Here is a 17851-nt window from a genome sequence, read left to right on the forward strand (position 1 = left end):
TTTGAAACGCCAAACCCTGTACCAGCGACAAATGACGATGGGGAACGGAATTGCGAGAGAACTTGCATCTATTGGACGAGCTTCGAGCCGCGAATTTTCCAATCGAAAAGATTGAAGCTGCGGTGAACGATAAGTGGACTGCATATCTGGCATCGCTGATTCTGCGCAGCCCGGAAATTTATGAATCCGCTTTCGCCGACTGGTCCCATAAGTCCATCATGGTGCACTGCGAAGAGCGTTTTGTTCTTACGACATTTAAATACGCCCTCTTCGATGATTTCTCTCCGAGTGGAGGCTGCAGGAATTGGCATGAAAGGGCAGCAAGGGAACTGACTCAGCAATTGCTAGATGTCATCGCATATGTTCCAGAAGGTCTCCAACTGCATGTGTTGGACGCCGGTAAATTTCGGCAAGCCCGGCCGGGTGATCCTGCGTATGACTTCTACTTTCAACTGACTCATGATGGCACTCTTCATTCGGTAGCCTACACATCACCACCGAATTGGGCCCAGGAACTGTATTTATGCAGGGCGAATTTCGATGCTTATCGGCTCGTTTGGCACAACGACGACAACACGCGCTCTGCGGAGTACGAGTGGTTTCGATCTCAAAAGTGCGAAATCGTAAATAGAGAGACTTTGCGTAGACGCAACGAGAACGAAGCTTCGCCCCGCTTCACTTCGTCTGTAGCGACCAATGGGGTGACTTCTGATAATAGCGACTTGTTATCGCTCGCACTTCAGGTGCGGACGAAATACTGGGGGGAGAATTTTGATCAGGCGGATCGCGATACCTGGACCCCTCAAAACGTGATCCTGGGTTGGATTAAAAGTAAAAATCCCACCCTGTCGGATTTCGCTGCACGTGCGATTGAGAAAGTCGCTTGTCCGATCGATCGCACACCAGACCGTACGAAAACCGTGGAGTAGTTGAGAGCGCTGCCTACCCTTAAGGTGTGGCGCACTTCACCCTAAGGGCTTCTTGCTTGCCATGAGGGTGGGTTGAAGATGTTCAATGTCGTTGTGCGATCTTGTCATAGACGAAGCGCTCCTGGGCATCACTCGTTTTTGCGTTCAAGGTAGCCAAGCTGTTCCAGAACTTGGCGCGTGATCCATTCGAGTTCTTCGCTCAGGGTGCGACCGTTTTGTTCAGCCCGCTCCATTAGAAGTTTCATTTGTGCATCAGTGAGATTCGTCCGCACTTCGGTCTGACCGGGAGGCAGATCCGAAAAATCGTCTTCGTTAATGGCGACATCCCCCGTCTCGAGCCATTTGGCGGAGACACCCAAGACGGATGCAATTCGTACGACAACTTCTGCGCGGGGGGCACTTCGACCGACTTCGTAGCGGCTGAGTTGTGCTTTCGCCATGCCCAAGAGATCGGCAAGGTGAGCCTGAGACCAACCGCGCACCGATCGAATGTGGCGAACGCGAGAGCCGAATGAATCGATATCGGTAGTTGACATTAGTAGACGATTGGCTAAAATTGTCAGTAGACAATGGTATACAGATTTTAGCGTATCTGAACGTCGTTAGGGATTACTGTGGATCAGTTGACTGATCATCGGTCGCATGAATATGGAAGTGTTCACGGCGACGATTTCCGGGACCACGGGAGGAAAGCTGTTCTTCGAGAGCGCGTCGTTTATTGTGCTTATCCCGTTCCTCGGTTCGGTCATTCGTAAAAAGGTGTGTAGTATTCACCCAAGGCCGCGCGGCAACGCAAAATAAATGTGGCGTGTGCCTAGATGAGCTAAATAGAATTTTACGTGGCGGCAGAAGTTGGGCCGCAAAAAGCGAAGCCACGATCACCGTCAAGCGATCGTGGCCCCAGAGTGGGGCGGTGTGGAGTCCGTGGAAAGAAGACACGCCGCCCCTACAACCCAGACCGCGTTAGCAGCTGGTAGGAATCCCCATCGGTAGGTTGGCGCCGACCGTTAAGGGATACCTAACGGGTATCCTAACCGACTTTTTCGCGTCCTTCTAGCCGTTTTGGCCGTGGGTGTGCGATTTTGGTCGATTTTGGGCTATCGGCGGTCGTCGTTTTTAGGTGGAACCTATGAAGGGCGACACGGCAAAACAGGGTGATATCACCCTAAATCTCCCTCGTACCGGCTTTTCCCGCTGGTCACAAATCAAACCCTTCCTCCCCGTATGTCGCGAGACTTGGCGCGCCATGTCCGCAGAAGGTCGGGCACCTAAGGCGATTCGGCTGACGCCCCGGTGCACGGTCTACAGCAACGAGGAGTGTCACCGGTACTTCGCGGATCCCCTCGGCTATAAGCAACCGACTGCCTGAGCGGGGACACCATGGCTATCGATACTTCGCTGCGCCAAATCGGCCGCCGCGGGGCGGTTTTCGACCCCGAATATCCCTTCTCCGTACTTTGTCGGCCCGTCGAAGACCGCCGACGAGTACCTGATCTGGCACGAGCCACCGATGAGGCTCGTGAGCGGCGCATCAAGCTGCTCGGCGCCTTGATGACCAGCACGCCCAACCGCGTTCTCCGATCCCTGTGCTGGCGCCGGATTCGCTTCGAGATCCATCAGCGAAGCGCTGACCAGGTTCGTCGCATGGAAGCCGCTTTGGGGTTGCTCTGATGAAGACCGCCCTTAAGCGCTTTCTCATGGCCGGCTACTGCCGCGGCATCTTGCCGCCGCTCATCGTCGCGAAGCTGTATGACGCGTTCGACCTCTCCCGGCATTGACCGACCCTCTTCCAACGGGGCAGCGGATGTACAGCCGCGCCATGTGTTCCTCGTCCACGTGGCACGCCCCGACCCTTTTCACCGACGAGAGAGCGAGGACAGCATGACGAATCGATACACGAAATATACCGAATGGGCCGAGGACGTTGGTGACCAACAGGTGCGCGTAGAGAACATTGGCGCTAATGGGGAGGATGATCGGCACGTCGTGCTTACGGCGAATCTTGGAGAGGGCATTCCCTGCGTACACCCTTTGACCGCCGACGAATCCTTATCGCTCGGCGTAGCCCTCATCCGCGCGGCGAATTTCATCGAGTTCCGCGATAGCGGCGCGCGCGTCTCCGGCCAGCGCTACACGGAGTGAGCCAGCGTGACGGACATTCACCTCCCCATGACGCCGCCGGATTGCAACCTGAAGGAATTTGGGTTCATGCCGTTTGACGTCAAGCGCCTGCTCACGTCCGAAACATGGATATTGGGTAGCGGCGACGAGCGGGCTGCTTCCGTTGCGCTCTGGCTCGAGAGTTGGCACCAGGTGCCAGCGGCGAGCCTGCCCGACAACGATCGCATGCTCGATCATCTGTCGCAGTCGAAAGTCTGGAAACGTGTGAAAGACCATGCACTCCGCGGCTGGGTCAAATGCGCAGATGGCCGTCTCTACCATCCGGTCGTTGCCGAAAAGGCCCTCGAAGCATGGATAGAAAAGCTGCTCAACAGCCTCTCTGGCGCTGTGGGCAATGCCAAGCGGTGGGGCGTGCCCATCGACACGAACGAGATCCGTGATCGTGTCGTGGAGGCGGCTGAGTTGCTTTTTGCTATCGCCCCCCAATCGAAAACGCTGCGGAAAAAACAGGTCGCGATGATTGTGTCGGGATCGCAGACGGATCGTCCGGAGATCGCAGCAGGATCGCCCCCCGATTCCTCTGAGGATCGCAATAGACAGGGACAGGGACAGGGATTAGTAAACCTTAAAACACTCTCGGCTGACGCCGAGGGCGCTCGCAAAAAATCGAAGGAAGATGCCGATCCCGATTTCGAGGAGGCATGGCGTGCATATCCGAAGCGAGTGGGTGGCAACTCGAAATCGTCCGCACTCAAGGCTTGGCGGGCGCGAATCCGCGAAGGCATCGAGTCGGCTCGTTTGCTCGAGGCGACACAAGCGTATGCGACCGAGATGCAGACGTCCGGCAACGTAGGCACGCGCTTCGTGAAGCAGGCTGCGACGTTTTTCGGGCCTGATCGCCATTACGCAGAATACGCACCCGCCGAGCACGGCGGATCGGAAAGCAACGGCCCGCAGTGGTGGGAATCGGCAGGATTCACCTACGAGTGGGAGGCTGGGAACGCCGGTTGCACGCAGCGCAGCGCGCACCTCTGGCGCGACCGTCGGCCTATGCAAAAGCTGCCGGGTGTCTACGTCGAACCGTGGCCGGAGGGGGCGGTATGAACGCGAAGGAACTCGCCCAGGCGATGGCCGAGAGTGCCACGCAGATCGTCGAACACCTTCTGCCGCAGGGCAAGAGAGCCGGGAAGGAGTGGAAGGCAGGCAGCACGGGTGGCGAGGCTGGCGGAAGCCTGTCAGTGTGCATTTCCGGGGCGAAGCGCGGCGTGTGGCGTGATTTCAACGCCGGTGTCGGCGGAGATCTTCTCGACTTGTGGATGGAGTGTCGAGCCCTTTCGATTGCTGAGGCGATGCGCGAGGCGAAGCGATTTCTAGGCATTCGCGATGACATGCCGCAACGGCCGATGCCGAGCTACAAGCGCCCTGCGAAGCCGCAGTGCCACAAGCCCACATCGCTTGTGGGCGATTGGCTTAGCGCTCGTGGCTTGAGTGCCACGACGATTGCAGACTTCAAAATTGCCGAGCAAGTGCGCGGCGAGAAGACGTTCGCGATTTTCCCGTACATGCGCGATGGCGAGCTGATCAATGCGAAAGCCAGAAATATCGCCGACAAAAAAGACATGCGCCAGGAGGGAGGAGCCGAACCATGCTTGTTCGGATGGCATCTGATCGACCCGAAATGCCGAGCAATCGCGATTGCCGAAGGCGAGATCGACGCGATGTCGCTCCATCAGGTGGGTATCCCAGCGCTTTCGGTGAACGCCGGTGCTGGCAATCATCAATGGATCGACTCCGATTGGGAGCGCCTTGAGCGATTCAGCGAAATATTCCTTTGCTATGACGCGGACGAGCCTGGGCAGAAAGGTGCTCGCGAGGTTGCGAATCGCCTCGGTCTAGAGCGGTGTCGCATCGTGACGTTCGGCGAGTCCAAGGACGCGAATGAATTTCTGTTGGGCGGCGCGCTTGCCGAGGATTTCCAGCAGTCCCTCGAGTCTGGCCGCACATTTGATCCCGACGAACTGAAGTCGATGGATCGCTTTTGGCCAGAGGTGAAAGCTTCCTTCTATCCAGCGCACGGTGACGAGCACGCGCCCTATCTCTCATTCAATGGTCAGAGCGAATTCTGGTTCGAGTTCCGGCCAGCCGAGGTCACTGTCTGGACCGGCTACAACGGCCACGGGAAATCACTCCTGCTCAATCAAGTGCTGATCGGATTGATGTTCCAGGGCGAGCGCGCGTGCGTGTTTTCGGGAGAAATGAAGCCCGCGATGCAAGGCAGGCGTACGGCGAAGCAACTTGGCGGCGTGGATCGTCCGACTGTCGAATATCTCGACCACATGTCGGAATGGTTGCGTGAGCGCATGTGGTTGTTTGACCTGCTGGGGACGGCTTCCATTGATCGCCTTATTTCTGTTTTTTCATACGGATTCAAGCGCTACGGCATCCGGCATTTCGTCATCGACAGCCTCATGATGACCGACGTCCCGGAAGACGGTCACGGCGCCATGAGCGCGCAGAAGGAGGCGATGCGCAAGATCACTGCCTTCGCCCGCCAAATGGGCGTCCACGTTCACCTCGTGGCGCATCCGCGCAAGGGGCAAGACGAAAAGCGCGCGCCCGGAAAGATGGACGTTTCCGGTAGCGGAAAGATCACGGACGCGGCCGACAACGTGTTCTCTGTCTGGTCGGCGCAAAAGGATGCCGACGATACGAGTACCGAAAAGCCGGATGCCGTGCTCACCCTTTGGAAGCAACGAAACGGCGACTCGCAGCATCACGAGCTCAACCTCTTCTTTTGTCGCGAGGCGCAACAGTTCGCAACCGATCCACGGCGTCGACCATTTACCTATTTGAGCTACTCGCGCCCGGCGGGGCAAGCGAAGGCAACTGCGGAGGATATATGACTTCACGAACGATTGTGGACTTGGGGCGCCTTCTTAGGGAGTTACTCGCGACCTTCCCGGGGCTCATCGTCACTGCATTCCCGCTTCGTGGTGCGGGCGGTGATGCGCAGATGCAAGAGATGATTGCTGCGCGCGAGGGCTTTTGCATGCCCGACGGCTTGCCGTTCTTCGATTATTTCTGCGAGATCGAGGTATGCACACACGCGGTGCACCCGGCCCTGGACGCGTGGCTAGTGGTGCGCGGTTGGTATCTGGAGCGATATGACGAAGCCTGGTATCTCCCTTCCCGCATGCCAACTGATGAAGAACGTGCAGAGTGGGCTCGATTGGCGCAGGAGGCTGCGATAGCGCGCATCGGTCCGCCAACGCACGCGTCACTTGATCCGTGTCCATTTTAGTTTCTCCCGCTGAGATCACAATGGCCAACATCAACCGCGAATCCATTCCATACCGCGTGCTGACTTTGCTCCACGACTCCGAGGCCCATCTCGGGAGTGGCGTCATCGCTCGAAAGCTTGGGATCGATCGTCACATCGTGCAGAAATGCATTCCTAAGCTTGTACGCCGTGGCGTGCTCACGCGCGAGCGCAGCGGTTCGTATTCATATCACCGCTATTTCTGTACGCCCGAGCAATACCGGAAGTATCTCGGGCGAGACCATGAAGACCTGCCGGATGGTGGAGAGGTAGTAACCGTCGAACGCAAGCTGAAATTCCTGACTACGGTGGCGCAAGGCGTGCACCACGACAATCCCGTGTTGGCAGAGATCGTCGCCGACTATCAGCGCCTTTGCACGTTCGTGCGGGCCGGTTTCGACAGCCAAGTGGACGCGATAGCGCGATGAGCAGGAAAACGCCTCATACGTCGTGCCCGCGCGGCAAGCATGTTCGCGTGTTGCTCGCCTCCGGTGAGTTGATCTACGACCGATTCATCGAGCGCCCGGCTCGGTTCGTCGTGCTGAAGCGCGCAGGGCGAATTTTCGCGGGCTCCGTGCACTCGTTTTCCATTGTGAGAGCAGACAAGTGGCAGACCTGACACAAAAGCAAGAGGCGTTCTGCCTTGCGTACATCGAAACCGGCAATGCCAGCGAGGCTTATCGACGTGCCTACAACGCTGCGAAGATGAGCGCCGCGACCGTCAACCGCACCGCAAAGGAACTGCTCGATAACCCCAAGATCGCCGCAAGGCTTGAGGCTCTGCGCGCGCCGGTACGCGAGCGAGCCCAGATGACGCTTGAGCAGCACCTCGACGACTTGAAACGCCTGCGCGACCTGGCAGAACGCGACGGCAAGTATGGGCCGGCTGTAACAGCCGAAATATCGCGCGGCAAAGCGGCGGGCATATACGTAGACAAGGATCCTGACGCTCCGCAGGGCGTCAAGGTTGAGGTGACATTTGTGGAGGCAAAGTGAACGACGACGATATTTCGAAACGCCGACAGGAGGCACTTCAAGGGGCCCGTGTGGCCGCCTTGATTCACGACGAAGTTGTCGCGAGTGTCTTCGCCGATATCGAGTCGGCGGCGGTGAAGCGTTGGGCGGAATCGCGGAGCGCGCAGGAGGCGTCCGACAGCGGCGCCTGGCAGCAACTCAAGGCGATTCGCGATTTTCGTGATCGTCTCGAAACCATCGTCCAGACCGGAAAGATGGCTGAAACCCAACTGCAAACAGCACGGAGCAAGCATGGCCAGAAAGCGTGATCCCAATACCCCTGCGCGTCCTGTCGGTCGTCCTCGCCGAGCAGAGCAAGCGCCCGCTATTCCATCCTCCCCGCCGAGTGCAAACAAACCCGCCAATTGGGGCGAGTTTCGTCGCTATGTGCAAGAGCGCGGCGATACGATCATTCGCGCGCGCTTCCCCGGCGCTCCGAATGGCTTGATCGACACGATTTGGTCTGGCGTGCCGGTCGAGGAAGCCGATAAGCCTGCTTACATGACCGCCGACAGACGTTGGCATGATTTCTGAGGAACAGTTTGGGCAACGTTGTCACGATCCACTCGCAAATGCCGAAATGGTCGAAGGTGCTCTTCGAGGAGCAATGGCGATACATCAGCGTGCGCGGTGGGCGTGGCAGCGGCAAGACGGTGAATTTTGCGCGGGCGATCCTCACGAAAGCGCTCAAGCGTCCGCTGCGCGTCTTGTGTACGCGTGAGGTGCAGGACTCGATCAAAGAGTCCGTGTATGCGACGTTCGCGTCGGAGATCAAGAAGATGGGCCTCGATCGCAGTTTTCGCGTCATGGCCGACGAGATCCGGCCTGCGACGGGGGGCGCCTTCATATTCAAGGGGCTCAATGACTACACGGCCGATAACGTCAAGTCTCTTGCCGAGATCGATATCGCTTGGGTCGAAGAGGCCCATACCATCACCGAAAACAGCTTCCAGAAGCTCACGCCGTCGATTCGCGCCAAGGGTTCACAGATATGGATGAGCTGGAACCCCGAGCTCGATAGCGACTTCCTCTACAAAAAGATCGTCGAGGAAGGCTTGCCGAATTGCGCGAGCCTGATGGTCAATTTCGATCAGAACCCGTGGTTCCCTGACGAGTTGCGGCTTGAAGAGCAGGACATGCTCGGCAAGGATCCGGACATGCATCGCCACGTCTGGCTCGGCATGCCATTACCGGCGGTGCCCGGCGCCATCTACTTCCGCGAGATGTCAGCGATGGAGAGCGAGGGACGCTTGCTCAACCTCGTCGCGAATCCCGAGCTCAATACCTACATCATCATGGACTTGGGTTTCAACGACCACACGTCCGCATGGGTTGTGCAGCAGGTGGCCGGCGAATACCGCGTCATTGACTTCTTCGAAAACCGTCAGAAGCGCCTGCAATGGTTCAGTGATGAATTCAAGAAGGCAGGTTACGAAGGGGCCACCGTGGCCATGCCACACGACGCCGAGCACGAAACGCTTGCCGCTGATGGCGTGAGCATGAAAAGCAAGATGGAAGGCCTCGGATGGACAGTCGAAATCGTCGACAACATCCCCATCGAATCGGGCATTCGCGCAGTACGCGAAATCATGCCGCGCGTCTACATGGACAAAACGCGGTGCGGCCCACGGACTTATGACGACGGCACGAAAACTGACGGCCTGATCGAGCATATGAAACGCTATCAGCGCACGAAAGCTGGTCACCCCAAGCATGACGAGCATTCGCACGCCTGTGACGGTGGCCGTTACTTCGCCGTGCACGCACCGCGCATGCACAACAACCGCACCCAATGGGGCGGCGAACTCAAATACCGACGCCTGACGGTGGGACGATGAACCAAGAACAGCTGCTGGATGAGATTGCCAATTCGATCATGCCGGACGCAAGCCCTTCGCCGGTGCCGATGGCCGGCGTGCCTGTGCAGATCGTTGAATCGGTCACGACGCAACCGGAGAAGCCGGTAAATCTGTCAGATGATGAGATTTCGTCGATTCTTGACCAGCAGATCAATAGCGCCGTCGATTGGGTCGGATCGAGCATCGCTCTTGAGCAGGCAAAAGCAATGGAGTACTACCTCGGGCAGCCTATCGGCGACCTTGCTCCGCCCGACATCGAGGATCGGTCTGAAGTCGTCGATACGGTCGTGAGTGATCAGATCGAATGGCTGATGCCGCAGCTCATGGAGATATTCTTCGGCTCCGACGAACCTGTGCGCTTCTGCCCTCGTAAGCCAGGTGACGAAGCGGGTGCCGAGCAGATGACGGCCGTCTGTAATCACGTCGTGCGGGACCTAAATCCTGGCTTCGATATCTGTCTCGATTGGTTCAAATCGGCAGCGCTGCTCAAGGTGGGCATCGTGAAGGCGTGGTGGGAGCGCGAGACCGATATTACGCGAGAAACATACACCGGCATCACCGACGGACAGCTTGCTGTCGTCTCTGACGATCCGGAAGTTTCGATCGCCGAATCTACGACCTACATTGACCCGAATGCCGAGCGCGCGGCTATAGAGCAGTTCAAGGCCCAGCAGCAGGCATTCGAGCAGTTCCAATCAATGCCGGCGGCAGCCCAGATGCAGGGCATGCCTCCCCCTCCGCCCGGTGCGCCGGCACCCCCACAGCCCCAAGCACCTCAACCGATCGATGTCGAGTCGTTGCCCAAGCTTCATGATGTGATTCTGGTCCGTTCGAAGAAGAGCGGCTTTCCGGCTTTCGGCACCGTGATGAACGAGAATTTCATCATCTCGCGCAAGTCGAAACGCGTCGGCGATGGATTCTGCGCCGAGCGAATCATCAAGACGGTATCCCAGTTGCGCGCGGAAGGGTACAAGAACATCGACGATTTGGACAGCGACCCGGACGCCGACTGTGTCGAAATGTCGGCTCTTGCGCTGGCCCGAGACTCGCTGCAAGACACTTTCGTGGAGTGGCTCGACGACGGTCAGGGCGATCCGACGCAGCGCGAAATCGCTCTGTATGAGTGCTATTTGCCTATCGACTGTGACGGCGACGGCATTTCCGAGTGGCGCAAGATTACGAAGTCCGGTAGTCGAATTCTCGATAACGAGGTTGTCGACGGTGCCCCTTACTCGACGATCTGCCCCGTTCCGATTCCTGGGTTGTTCTATGGTCGCTCGCTGGCTGATCTCGGGATGCCCGTGCAGCATCTGAAAACCGGCATGTTGCGTAGCATGGTCGACAACATGAATTTGCAGGTGAACGGGCGCATCGGTGCGATTGAAGGCCAGGTGAACTACGACGACCTCACCACGAATCGCCCCGGCGGCATTGTGCGAATGAAGACGCGTGATGCCGTTTTCCCCCTGACGCAAGGCATGGCCGACATGGCTGGCGCGAACCAGTTGCTGCAATACGTCGACACCATGTCGCAGGAGCGCACCGGCATTACGAAGTACAGCCAGGGCCTCGACTCGGACACGCTCAATCACACAGCCACCGGTATCGAGAACATCACGCAGCGCGCAGACCTGCGCGTGAAACTCATTGCCCGCATCTGTGCCGAGGGCATGAAGGAACTGTTCCGCCTGATCCAGAAGCTCCTCGCCAACTATCAGGACACGAACATGGTGTTCCAGTTGCAGGGGAGCTGGGTCGACGTCGATCCGCGTGTCTGGAAGAACCAATACAGCATGCGCGTGAACGTCGGCACCGGCACCGGTGACACGGGCCGCCGCGTGAATCAGTTGACGCAGATGCTCACCGTGCAAACGCAAATGGCGCAGAGTGCGAATCCGACGATTCAGAGCATCGCGACGCCCGAGAACATCTACAACACCGCGACGGAGCTCGTGAAGGCGCTGCAACTCGGCACGCCGGCGCAGTTCTTCTCGAAGCCTGTCGCGCCGCCTCCCGCTCCCCCCCAGCCTGACCCGCAAATGGCTCTGGTGCAAGGGCAGATCGAGGTTGAGCGCGAAAAGGCGCAACTTGAGCGTCAAACCAACGCCGACAAGATCCAAGCGCAAGCGCAGGCCGATGCTCAGCATGAGGTTTTGCTCGATAAGCGCGAGCGAGATAAGGCGGCACAGGATCTCGCATGGGAGCGCGAGAAGTTCTATGCACAACTGGCAGTTGATCGAGAAAAGGCTGCGTTCGCTGCCAAGATCACCACCCCGGAAACGGAATTGGCTATGAACAACGCCATCCAGCAGGATCAGGCCAACGACGAATCGGGGACGATCGATCGTGAATTTGCGGCAGCACAACAAGCATTGACCCAGTAACGGAGAGCGACATGGACGGACAAAACGGCGGTGAACAGGTGGATCTGGCGGGTGCATTTGAACTCGCGCAGGCTGACAGTGATGATTCCGGGAATCAGGGTGCTGCGCATCACGGCCACGACGATCAACAAAACCCGCCCATCGAGGGGGAGGAACTTGATCTCGGTGGCGACGAGTTGGACGATGACGGTCAAGGTGATGCAGACGACCCTGTTTTCGAGATCCCCGTCGGTGGCGGCAAGACCATTCAGAAAACGCAGTCGGAACTGATCGCCGAGGCGTCGAAGTATCACGGCGCCGAGAAGAAATTCGAAGAGGCCGCCGCCATCCGCAAGGACGCGGAAGCCAAGATCGCCCAGATCCCCGAGCGGGAGCGTCAACTGGGCCAGGTGTTGGAGTATTACATCCATCAGTCGCAGGCCATCATGGCCGCGCAGCAGCCGAACTGGGATGCTCTGATGACACAGGGGCCGGAAGTGTATCTCCGCGCTCGACATGCCTGGGAGCAACATGAGGCCGAACTGCGCCAAGCCATGAATGCGAAGGCGATGCTGGATGATCGCAATAGCCAGGAGCAAACGGCAATCCGGCAGGAACGTCTCAAGCAGGCCGTCAAGGAAATGCGCGAGGCTATTCCCGAGTGGCAGGACCCGGCAAAAGCTAAGGCTGGCGCGGACGCGATTGGCGAGTATCTGACGAAGTGCGGCATCCCTGAAGAGATGCAAAAGAGCATTGATTCGTCTGCGGTACTCATGATCGCGCGGAAGGCGATGCTTTACGACCAGGCAATCGCCCGCCAGAACGCGGCACGCAACGGCCCGAAAGTGCCCCCGCGAGTCGCGCGCCCCGGAGGAGCCGATGTGACGCCTCGCGGTCAAGTGGCCCGAGCCAATGCGAACAAGGCGCACAAATCGAATCCGACAACCGATACGCTTGCCGCATTCTTTGAGTAATGCGGCGCTGGAGCCAGAAACATGCCCGCAAATACCGTTACGACTTACACCACTGTCGGCAATCGTGAAGACCTGATCGATAAGGTCTTCATGACTTCGCCGAGTGACACGCCGTTCACTTCGGCCATCGCCAAGACCGACGCCGACGGCGTCTATCACGAGTGGCAGACTGATTCGCTGCGCGCGCCGAGCGGATCGAACGCCGCAGTCGAAGGTGCTGACGCCACCTACAACGCCCAGACTCCTACGGTGCGCATCGGCAACCGCTGCCAGATCGTTCAGGACACGTTCAACGTGTCCAATACGCAGGAGGCCGTGCGTAAGGCTGGGCCGAAAGAGATCGCCCGTCTGTCTGCCAAGAAGGCTGTCGAACTGAAAAAGGATATCGAGGCATCCGCGCTGATCAACGGCACCTCCGTCGTCGGTTCGACCTCGGTGGCCCGAACGATGCGCGGCGTGAAGGGCTGGTGCGCGACGAACTTCAACGGCGGCACGGGATCGGCCGCGCCGGTGCCGTCGACCAATACGGCGCCCGTCGCCGGTACGAACCGAGCATACGCCGAACCGCTGCTCAAGGACATCCTGCGCAAATGTTTCGAGGCCGGCGGCAATGTGTCGCAGATCCATGTCCGACCGACAAGCAGGTTCAATCTGGTTTTTCGGGTAATGCGACGCGCATGCAGTCAGTGGACGGAAATGGCAAGTCGGCCATGCTGCAAACTGCCTACGCCGTGTATGCGAGCGACTTCGGCAATGTGTCGGTGATCCCGAACCGAGTGATGTCCGCAGTCACGGACAACGCAGTGTATGCGATCGATACGTCGATGTGGGCCCTCGCAACGCTGCGGCCGTTCAACAAGGAGGAGCTGGCGAAAGTCGGCGACGCGCGCAACTTCCAGATCACCTGGGAAGGCACGCTAGAAGCCCGCAACGAAGCATCGAGCGGTCAGATTCGCGACCTGTCGTAATCCTGCCGGGGAGGCTTCGGCCTCTCCATCGCGAGGTCATATGAAAGGCAAGAAATTCGCGCTGCCCCAAGCCAAGACAGCCGTATCGACGGCGGCAAAGGGCAATCAATCCAGCTCCGCGCCGAAAGTTCCGTCCATGAAAAGTTCAGGCGGCAGCGGCAAGTCCTTGTCTGTGAAAGGGCTGTCCAACAGCAACGCCGGCAACAGCGGCTCGCGCAAACTGGGGAATCACTGATGGAAACTCAAGATCAGCCGCTGACAGTTATCGCCGCCGGCACGCCCGTTCCCGTCGAGGGTTTCGGCGTTACCAATGCCGTGCTGACGGGCCCGTCTGATGCCGCCGGTGCCACCATCGCGACAGAGGCGGACGTGGGCGGCGTCAGCGCGCAAAATCAGGATGGTCCGGCAGCGTTGCCGGACCACGAGTCGCTGATGCGCAAACTGCTTGAAGAACTCGAATACGTCGAGCACATGGGCAAGTCCGAGATCGCCTCGGTGCTGGCCAAATTCCGCGCACTGGTATGACGTCGACCACTCAGTTCATCGCCGATCCCGATCGGGATCAGACCGTCATCGCTCACACCGAGCGGTTCGATGGTCTTCTCGACCACAACGCAGAATTGCGCGCTACCCAGCAATTCGGCGACAAGGACATGCGCCACGTGGCCAATATCCCGGGGATCATCATCGAGGCGTATTGCTTTCAGACCGGCGTCTCGTGGCCTGAGTTTTGGTCGGATCAGAAGCATATGAAGGCGATCCTGAATGACCCGCAATTCAGCTTATTTCGCGTTCACCCCGGGAGAGTGTGATGGCATTCCTACTGCAAAAGCATGTGCCTCTCGCGGCTGTGGCGGCGCTGACCGCTGACGTCGGCGCACCGGGTCAAACCGCTGTCGACGACCAGACGAGCGATGTGTATGTGAAGCTGACGACGGGATGGGCGAAAGTGCGTACCGGCAGCGGCGCCGGCGTGCCGGTAGCCGTCAACGGTCCCGTGACCGTTCAGAACTCCGCTGGCACCGTTACGCGCAGCGTCACCGCGGTGAATGGCGTCGCTGCTCTGGCCGCAAGCGATGCCATCGTCGCAAACGGGGGGGCGATCGTGCTGCAAAACTCGTCGGGCGCAACGTCGAGCGGAAATGCGGGCCTCAACAGCCCCGCGACGGCCATTGTCTCGGCTGGCGTCGTCTCGGCAGTGAAGGCAAGCGCCTGAGATGGCAATCACGTCCTACACCGATTTGCAGGCCAGCATGAAGCGCTGGCTAAAGCGCGCGGATCTCAGCGATTTGTTCCCCGACTTCATCATGCTGGCGGAGGCACATTTCGATCGGACGATTTACACGCGTAATGCGCGCGCGACGTTTCAGATAACTCCGACGGCGCCGCGCATTGGACTGCCCTCCGACTGGCGCCGAATCATTCGAGCCTATTACGGAGGCAACACGCTTTCCCCATTCCCGAGCGACTTCGATTCGGCATATGCCAACGGCCAGCAGCGGGATATCGGCTTCGGCTACCAGATTCAGGGCAACAGCATGACGCTCAGCGTGCCGCAACTGGGACAAGTCTTGCGGCTCGACTATTACACGCTCATCGAGCCATTGTCGGATTCCAACGAATCGAACTGGCTGCTTGAGGATGCCCCAGACGCATACCTCTATGGTGCACTTCATGAGGCGGCGGTATATACGCGCGATGATGCGCGAGCCACGCTCTGGGGCCAGAAGCGCGACGCGGCGATCGGCGAGTTGATCGACGACGACAACGCCGCGAAGGTTCCCGAACAGCCTCTCACGATGCGTAGAGCGTGAGCATGGCCGGCACCATCCCATTCACCGGATTCACTCCATCAGCTGACCCGACGACACCGGGTGCGGTATTGGAATGCGCCAATATGATCCCGACTTTGCGAGGCATGCGCGGCGCCCCCACACCCACACCCCTCGCCGTCGACGCGTTCCAATCCGAGGTTACCGGAGCCGCAACGTGCGAACTTCTCCTCGGCACATACCGAACGATCGTCGGGACTTCGGACAAGCTCATCGAGGTCGTCGGCTCGACGCAAACGGACGTTTCCGGCATGACATACACCGGTGGCGCGAACCGGTGGCGCTTTTGCCAATTCGGAAACGCGACACTTGCGACGAACGGCACCGACAAGATCCAACAGTCCATTCTGACGGGCAACTTCAGCAGCATCGCCAGCGCGCCGGTGGCGCGTATCATTGAAGTCACGCAGGGTTTCGTGTTCGCGTTCGATACGACAGACTCGGTCAATGGTCATCGCCCGCACGGCTGGGCCTGCTGCGCCCTCTATAACCAGGACGACTGGGTGCCGTCGCAAGCCACTCAAGCCGCAAACGGCATCATCATCGATACGCCGGGAGGCATCACGGCCGGCCGCGCGCTGGGTACAAACATCGTGGCCTACAAGGCTGACTCGATGTTCTATGGCACGTTCCAGGGGCCACCAACGATATGGGCGTTCAACCAGATATCACAAGTCGTCGGCGCACCCTGTCAGGAGGCCGTCGTAGCCATCGGAACGCGCCATATTTTCATTGGCAGCGACGCTCAGATCTATTCCTATGACGGCGCGACCGTCGATCCCATTGGGGACGATGTGAAAGACTGGCTCTACGCCAACTGGTCGAAGCTGTATCGCGACCGGATCGAGAGCCGGCACGACAAGGAAAACTCTCTGATCTACTGGTACTTCTGCTCGACGCAATCGAGCGACGGCAAGCCGGACAAATGTCTCGTCTATAACTACCGTCGCGGGAAGTTTGGCCGATCCGATGCGAAAATCGAGGCGTCTGTTATCTACATCTCGGGGCAGATCACCTGGGATGACATGGGATCACTTCCCGGCCTCACGACGTGGGACACACTGCCAAACGTGCCCTACAACTCCTCGTATTGGAGCCAGGCTTCAGAGATCCCGGCGCTCGTCGACACCAGCCATAAATTACAGTCCCTCTCTGGTGTCTCGCAAAGCAGCTCCATCACGAGTGGTTGGTTTGGGGACGACTTGCAAAACATGAGTGTTCAGGGCGTAGTGCCGCGATTCGTCAGGGCGCCAGCGACTTGCACCGGTAGTGCGCAGTCTGTGCGCATGCTCGGCGAGAACTCGACGCCGCAGACCATCGGCGAACTGTATGACGGTGAGCTCGCGTGCGACTTTGACTGCCGCTATGCACAGATCACGCTGAATTTCACCGGCGATCACGAGATTCTCGGCGCAGTGCCGCGTATTACGCCCGCGGGGAGCCTGTAATGCAATTACCAAAATGGAACCTCGGCACGCCCCAAAATATCGCGACGCTTATCAAGGCGCTGGGCGACGCCATGCGGCCGGTCATCCAACAAATCAATGAATTGGGCACCGGTCAAGCGTCTGCTACGAATAACAAGGCCGGCGCCCCGCCTGCTTCCGGCACCACGGCTGCATATGCTCAAGGCGATTTCATCAAGAACGATGCGCCGGTGGAGCTGGGCGCGAGCGGTGCGAAGTATGTCGTCACCGGATGGATCTGCGTGACGGCCGGCACTCCGGGGACGTGGAAGGAATGTCGATGCCTGACCGGAAGCTAACCGCCGTCGCACCCGCCGATCTACCACGGATCTGGCCTGAAATCCGCTGCGAGGTCGCCAGCGTCGAGTCTCCGGACGGCTTCATTCCGGAAGACGCCTATGCGATGTGCAAGGCCGGTGAGGCCGTTCTGTTCCTGTTGTCCGTCGACGACGAGCGTATCGGTTGGATGGTGCTGCGCCTGCTCGGTACCGACTTACACATCTGGCTTCTGTACGCACGCCCCGGCCATGACCCGATGACGGTGTTTCGCGGCGACCTGATGACGATCGCCAAGGGAGCAAACCCGCCTGCCCGCAAACTGACTTTCGGCTCAAGCCGCCCAGCCTGGGGAAAAGTCGCGCCGAAACATGGGTTTAGAGTCAGGAACGTGGTCTACGAATGCGACGTTGACCTATAATTCGGAAAATTCCTGCCAAATCCCTCAAATTGAGGAAATTATGGACAACCTCCCGATTGCCTTCGTCCTCATCGTCGCGATTCTGGTCGCAATGCTCGTCTGGTATTTGCGAGATCCGAAGCTCGTCGCCGATGGTGCGGTTTCTGCTGGCCGCACGACGTGGAGCGTGACGAAAAAGACTGCCGCCGCAGTTGGCGTGATTTGTGCGCTTGCTGCGGCCATTTCGCTCCTGGTTGGACTCGGCGGCTGGCAAGCACTAGCGTTCGTTGCCCTAATTGCGGCGATCACATACTGGAGCGCGTGAAAAAC

23 protein-coding genes and 1 pseudogene are annotated in these 17851 nt (G+C 58.8%); 23 read left to right on the forward strand and 1 reads right to left on the reverse strand.

The genetic code is table 11. The annotated features are described in order from the left end of the window. Nucleotides 1-62 precede the first annotated feature (62 nt). A complete protein-coding gene (locus C5N93_RS16360; protein WP_242560115.1) occupies nucleotides 63-929 on the forward strand; it encodes a hypothetical protein in 867 nt (288 codons plus the stop codon). A gap of 128 nt (nucleotides 930-1057) precedes the next feature. On the opposite strand, the gene C5N93_RS16365 is transcribed toward C5N93_RS16360, so the two are convergent. After that, nucleotides 1058-1465 carry a helix-turn-helix transcriptional regulator gene (locus tag C5N93_RS16365; RefSeq protein WP_242560116.1) on the reverse strand — a complete coding sequence of 136 codons (408 nt, stop codon included), beginning with the start codon at nucleotides 1463-1465 and terminating at the stop codon, nucleotides 1058-1060. A gap of 844 nt (nucleotides 1466-2309) precedes the next feature. Here C5N93_RS16365 and C5N93_RS16370 point away from each other — a divergent pair. The 22 genes and pseudogenes from C5N93_RS16370 to C5N93_RS16475 all read left to right on the forward strand — a co-directional run bounded on the left by C5N93_RS16370 (nucleotide 2310) and on the right by C5N93_RS16475 (nucleotide 17846). Then, nucleotides 2310-2600: a hypothetical protein gene (locus C5N93_RS16370; protein WP_242560117.1), complete on the forward strand. Its 291-nt coding sequence runs from the start codon at nucleotides 2310-2312 to the stop codon at nucleotides 2598-2600. Nucleotides 2601-2810: 210 nt separating this feature from the next. After that, the gene (locus C5N93_RS16375) at nucleotides 2811-3071 is read left to right on the forward strand and encodes a hypothetical protein (protein WP_242560118.1); all 261 of its coding nucleotides are present in this window, start codon (nucleotides 2811-2813) and stop codon (nucleotides 3069-3071) included. A 6-nt stretch (nucleotides 3072-3077) separates the two neighbouring features. Then, entirely contained in the window at nucleotides 3078-4154 is a 1077-nt protein-coding gene (locus C5N93_RS16380) for a DUF1376 domain-containing protein (protein WP_242560119.1), read from the forward strand. Then, nucleotides 4151-5953 (forward strand): toprim domain-containing protein, encoded by a 1803-nt coding sequence (locus C5N93_RS16385; RefSeq protein ID WP_242560120.1) that lies wholly within the window; start codon nucleotides 4151-4153, stop codon nucleotides 5951-5953. Before C5N93_RS16380 ends, C5N93_RS16385 begins: the two co-directional genes overlap by 4 nt. Next, entirely contained in the window at nucleotides 5950-6351 is a 402-nt protein-coding gene (locus C5N93_RS16390) for a hypothetical protein (protein WP_242560121.1), read from the forward strand. The genes C5N93_RS16385 and C5N93_RS16390 overlap by 4 nt, the downstream gene beginning before the upstream one ends. A 20-nt stretch (nucleotides 6352-6371) precedes the next feature. After that, entirely contained in the window at nucleotides 6372-6797 is a 426-nt protein-coding gene (locus C5N93_RS16395) for a helix-turn-helix domain-containing protein (protein ID WP_242560122.1), read from the forward strand. Nucleotides 6798-6975: 178 nt separating this feature from the next. Next, nucleotides 6976-7365 (forward strand): terminase small subunit, encoded by a 390-nt coding sequence (locus C5N93_RS16400; protein WP_242560123.1) that lies wholly within the window; start codon nucleotides 6976-6978, stop codon nucleotides 7363-7365. Next, entirely contained in the window at nucleotides 7362-7652 is a 291-nt protein-coding gene (locus C5N93_RS16405) for a hypothetical protein (protein WP_242560124.1), read from the forward strand. The genes C5N93_RS16400 and C5N93_RS16405 overlap by 4 nt, the downstream gene beginning before the upstream one ends. After that, the gene (locus tag C5N93_RS16410; RefSeq protein WP_242560125.1) at nucleotides 7636-7917 is read left to right on the forward strand and encodes a hypothetical protein; all 282 of its coding nucleotides are present in this window, start codon (nucleotides 7636-7638) and stop codon (nucleotides 7915-7917) included. Before C5N93_RS16405 ends, C5N93_RS16410 begins: the two co-directional genes overlap by 17 nt. 38 nt (nucleotides 7918-7955) lie before the next feature. Continuing rightward, entirely contained in the window at nucleotides 7956-9221 is a 1266-nt protein-coding gene (locus tag C5N93_RS16415; RefSeq protein WP_242560126.1) for a PBSX family phage terminase large subunit, read from the forward strand. Further along, the gene (locus C5N93_RS16420) at nucleotides 9218-11626 is read left to right on the forward strand and encodes a plasmid partitioning protein ParF (protein WP_242560127.1); all 2409 of its coding nucleotides are present in this window, start codon (nucleotides 9218-9220) and stop codon (nucleotides 11624-11626) included. The genes C5N93_RS16415 and C5N93_RS16420 overlap by 4 nt, the downstream gene beginning before the upstream one ends. An 11-nt stretch (nucleotides 11627-11637) precedes the next feature. Further along, nucleotides 11638-12579, forward strand: a complete 942-nt coding sequence (locus C5N93_RS16425) for a response regulator receiver protein (RefSeq protein ID WP_242560128.1) — start codon at nucleotides 11638-11640, stop codon at nucleotides 12577-12579. A gap of 90 nt (nucleotides 12580-12669) precedes the next feature. Next, nucleotides 12670-13547, forward strand: a pseudogene (locus C5N93_RS16430) (DUF5309 family protein). A gap of 40 nt (nucleotides 13548-13587) precedes the next feature. Beyond that, the gene (locus C5N93_RS16435) at nucleotides 13588-13782 is read left to right on the forward strand and encodes a hypothetical protein (protein WP_242560129.1); all 195 of its coding nucleotides are present in this window, start codon (nucleotides 13588-13590) and stop codon (nucleotides 13780-13782) included. Continuing rightward, nucleotides 13782-14072, forward strand: coding sequence for a hypothetical protein (locus C5N93_RS16440; protein WP_242560130.1), 291 nt, complete (start codon nucleotides 13782-13784; stop codon nucleotides 14070-14072). Before C5N93_RS16435 ends, C5N93_RS16440 begins: the two co-directional genes overlap by 1 nt. After that, nucleotides 14069-14359, forward strand: a complete 291-nt coding sequence (locus C5N93_RS16445) for a hypothetical protein (RefSeq protein WP_242560131.1) — start codon at nucleotides 14069-14071, stop codon at nucleotides 14357-14359. Before C5N93_RS16440 ends, C5N93_RS16445 begins: the two co-directional genes overlap by 4 nt. Then, entirely contained in the window at nucleotides 14359-14763 is a 405-nt protein-coding gene (locus C5N93_RS16450; protein WP_242560132.1) for a hypothetical protein, read from the forward strand. Before C5N93_RS16445 ends, C5N93_RS16450 begins: the two co-directional genes overlap by 1 nt. 1 nt (nucleotide 14764) lies before the next feature. Then, entirely contained in the window at nucleotides 14765-15361 is a 597-nt protein-coding gene (locus C5N93_RS16455) for a hypothetical protein (RefSeq protein WP_242560133.1), read from the forward strand. A 2-nt stretch (nucleotides 15362-15363) separates the two neighbouring features. Further along, entirely contained in the window at nucleotides 15364-16827 is a 1464-nt protein-coding gene (locus C5N93_RS16460) for a hypothetical protein (protein ID WP_242560134.1), read from the forward strand. Then, complete coding sequence (locus C5N93_RS16465) at nucleotides 16827-17144, forward strand: hypothetical protein (protein WP_242560135.1); 318 nt, start codon at nucleotides 16827-16829, stop codon at nucleotides 17142-17144. Before C5N93_RS16460 ends, C5N93_RS16465 begins: the two co-directional genes overlap by 1 nt. After that, entirely contained in the window at nucleotides 17126-17542 is a 417-nt protein-coding gene (locus C5N93_RS16470) for a hypothetical protein (protein WP_242560136.1), read from the forward strand. Before C5N93_RS16465 ends, C5N93_RS16470 begins: the two co-directional genes overlap by 19 nt. After that, on the forward strand, nucleotides 17532-17846 hold the full coding sequence (locus C5N93_RS16475) for a hypothetical protein (protein ID WP_242560137.1): 315 nt from the start codon (nucleotides 17532-17534) through the stop codon (nucleotides 17844-17846). The genes C5N93_RS16470 and C5N93_RS16475 overlap by 11 nt, the downstream gene beginning before the upstream one ends. The last annotated feature ends 5 nt before the right edge of the window (nucleotides 17847-17851 follow it).

It is taken from the genome of Pandoraea sp. LA3 (assembly GCF_022696215.1).
GTDB lineage: Bacteria > Pseudomonadota > Gammaproteobacteria > Burkholderiales > Burkholderiaceae > Pandoraea > Pandoraea capi.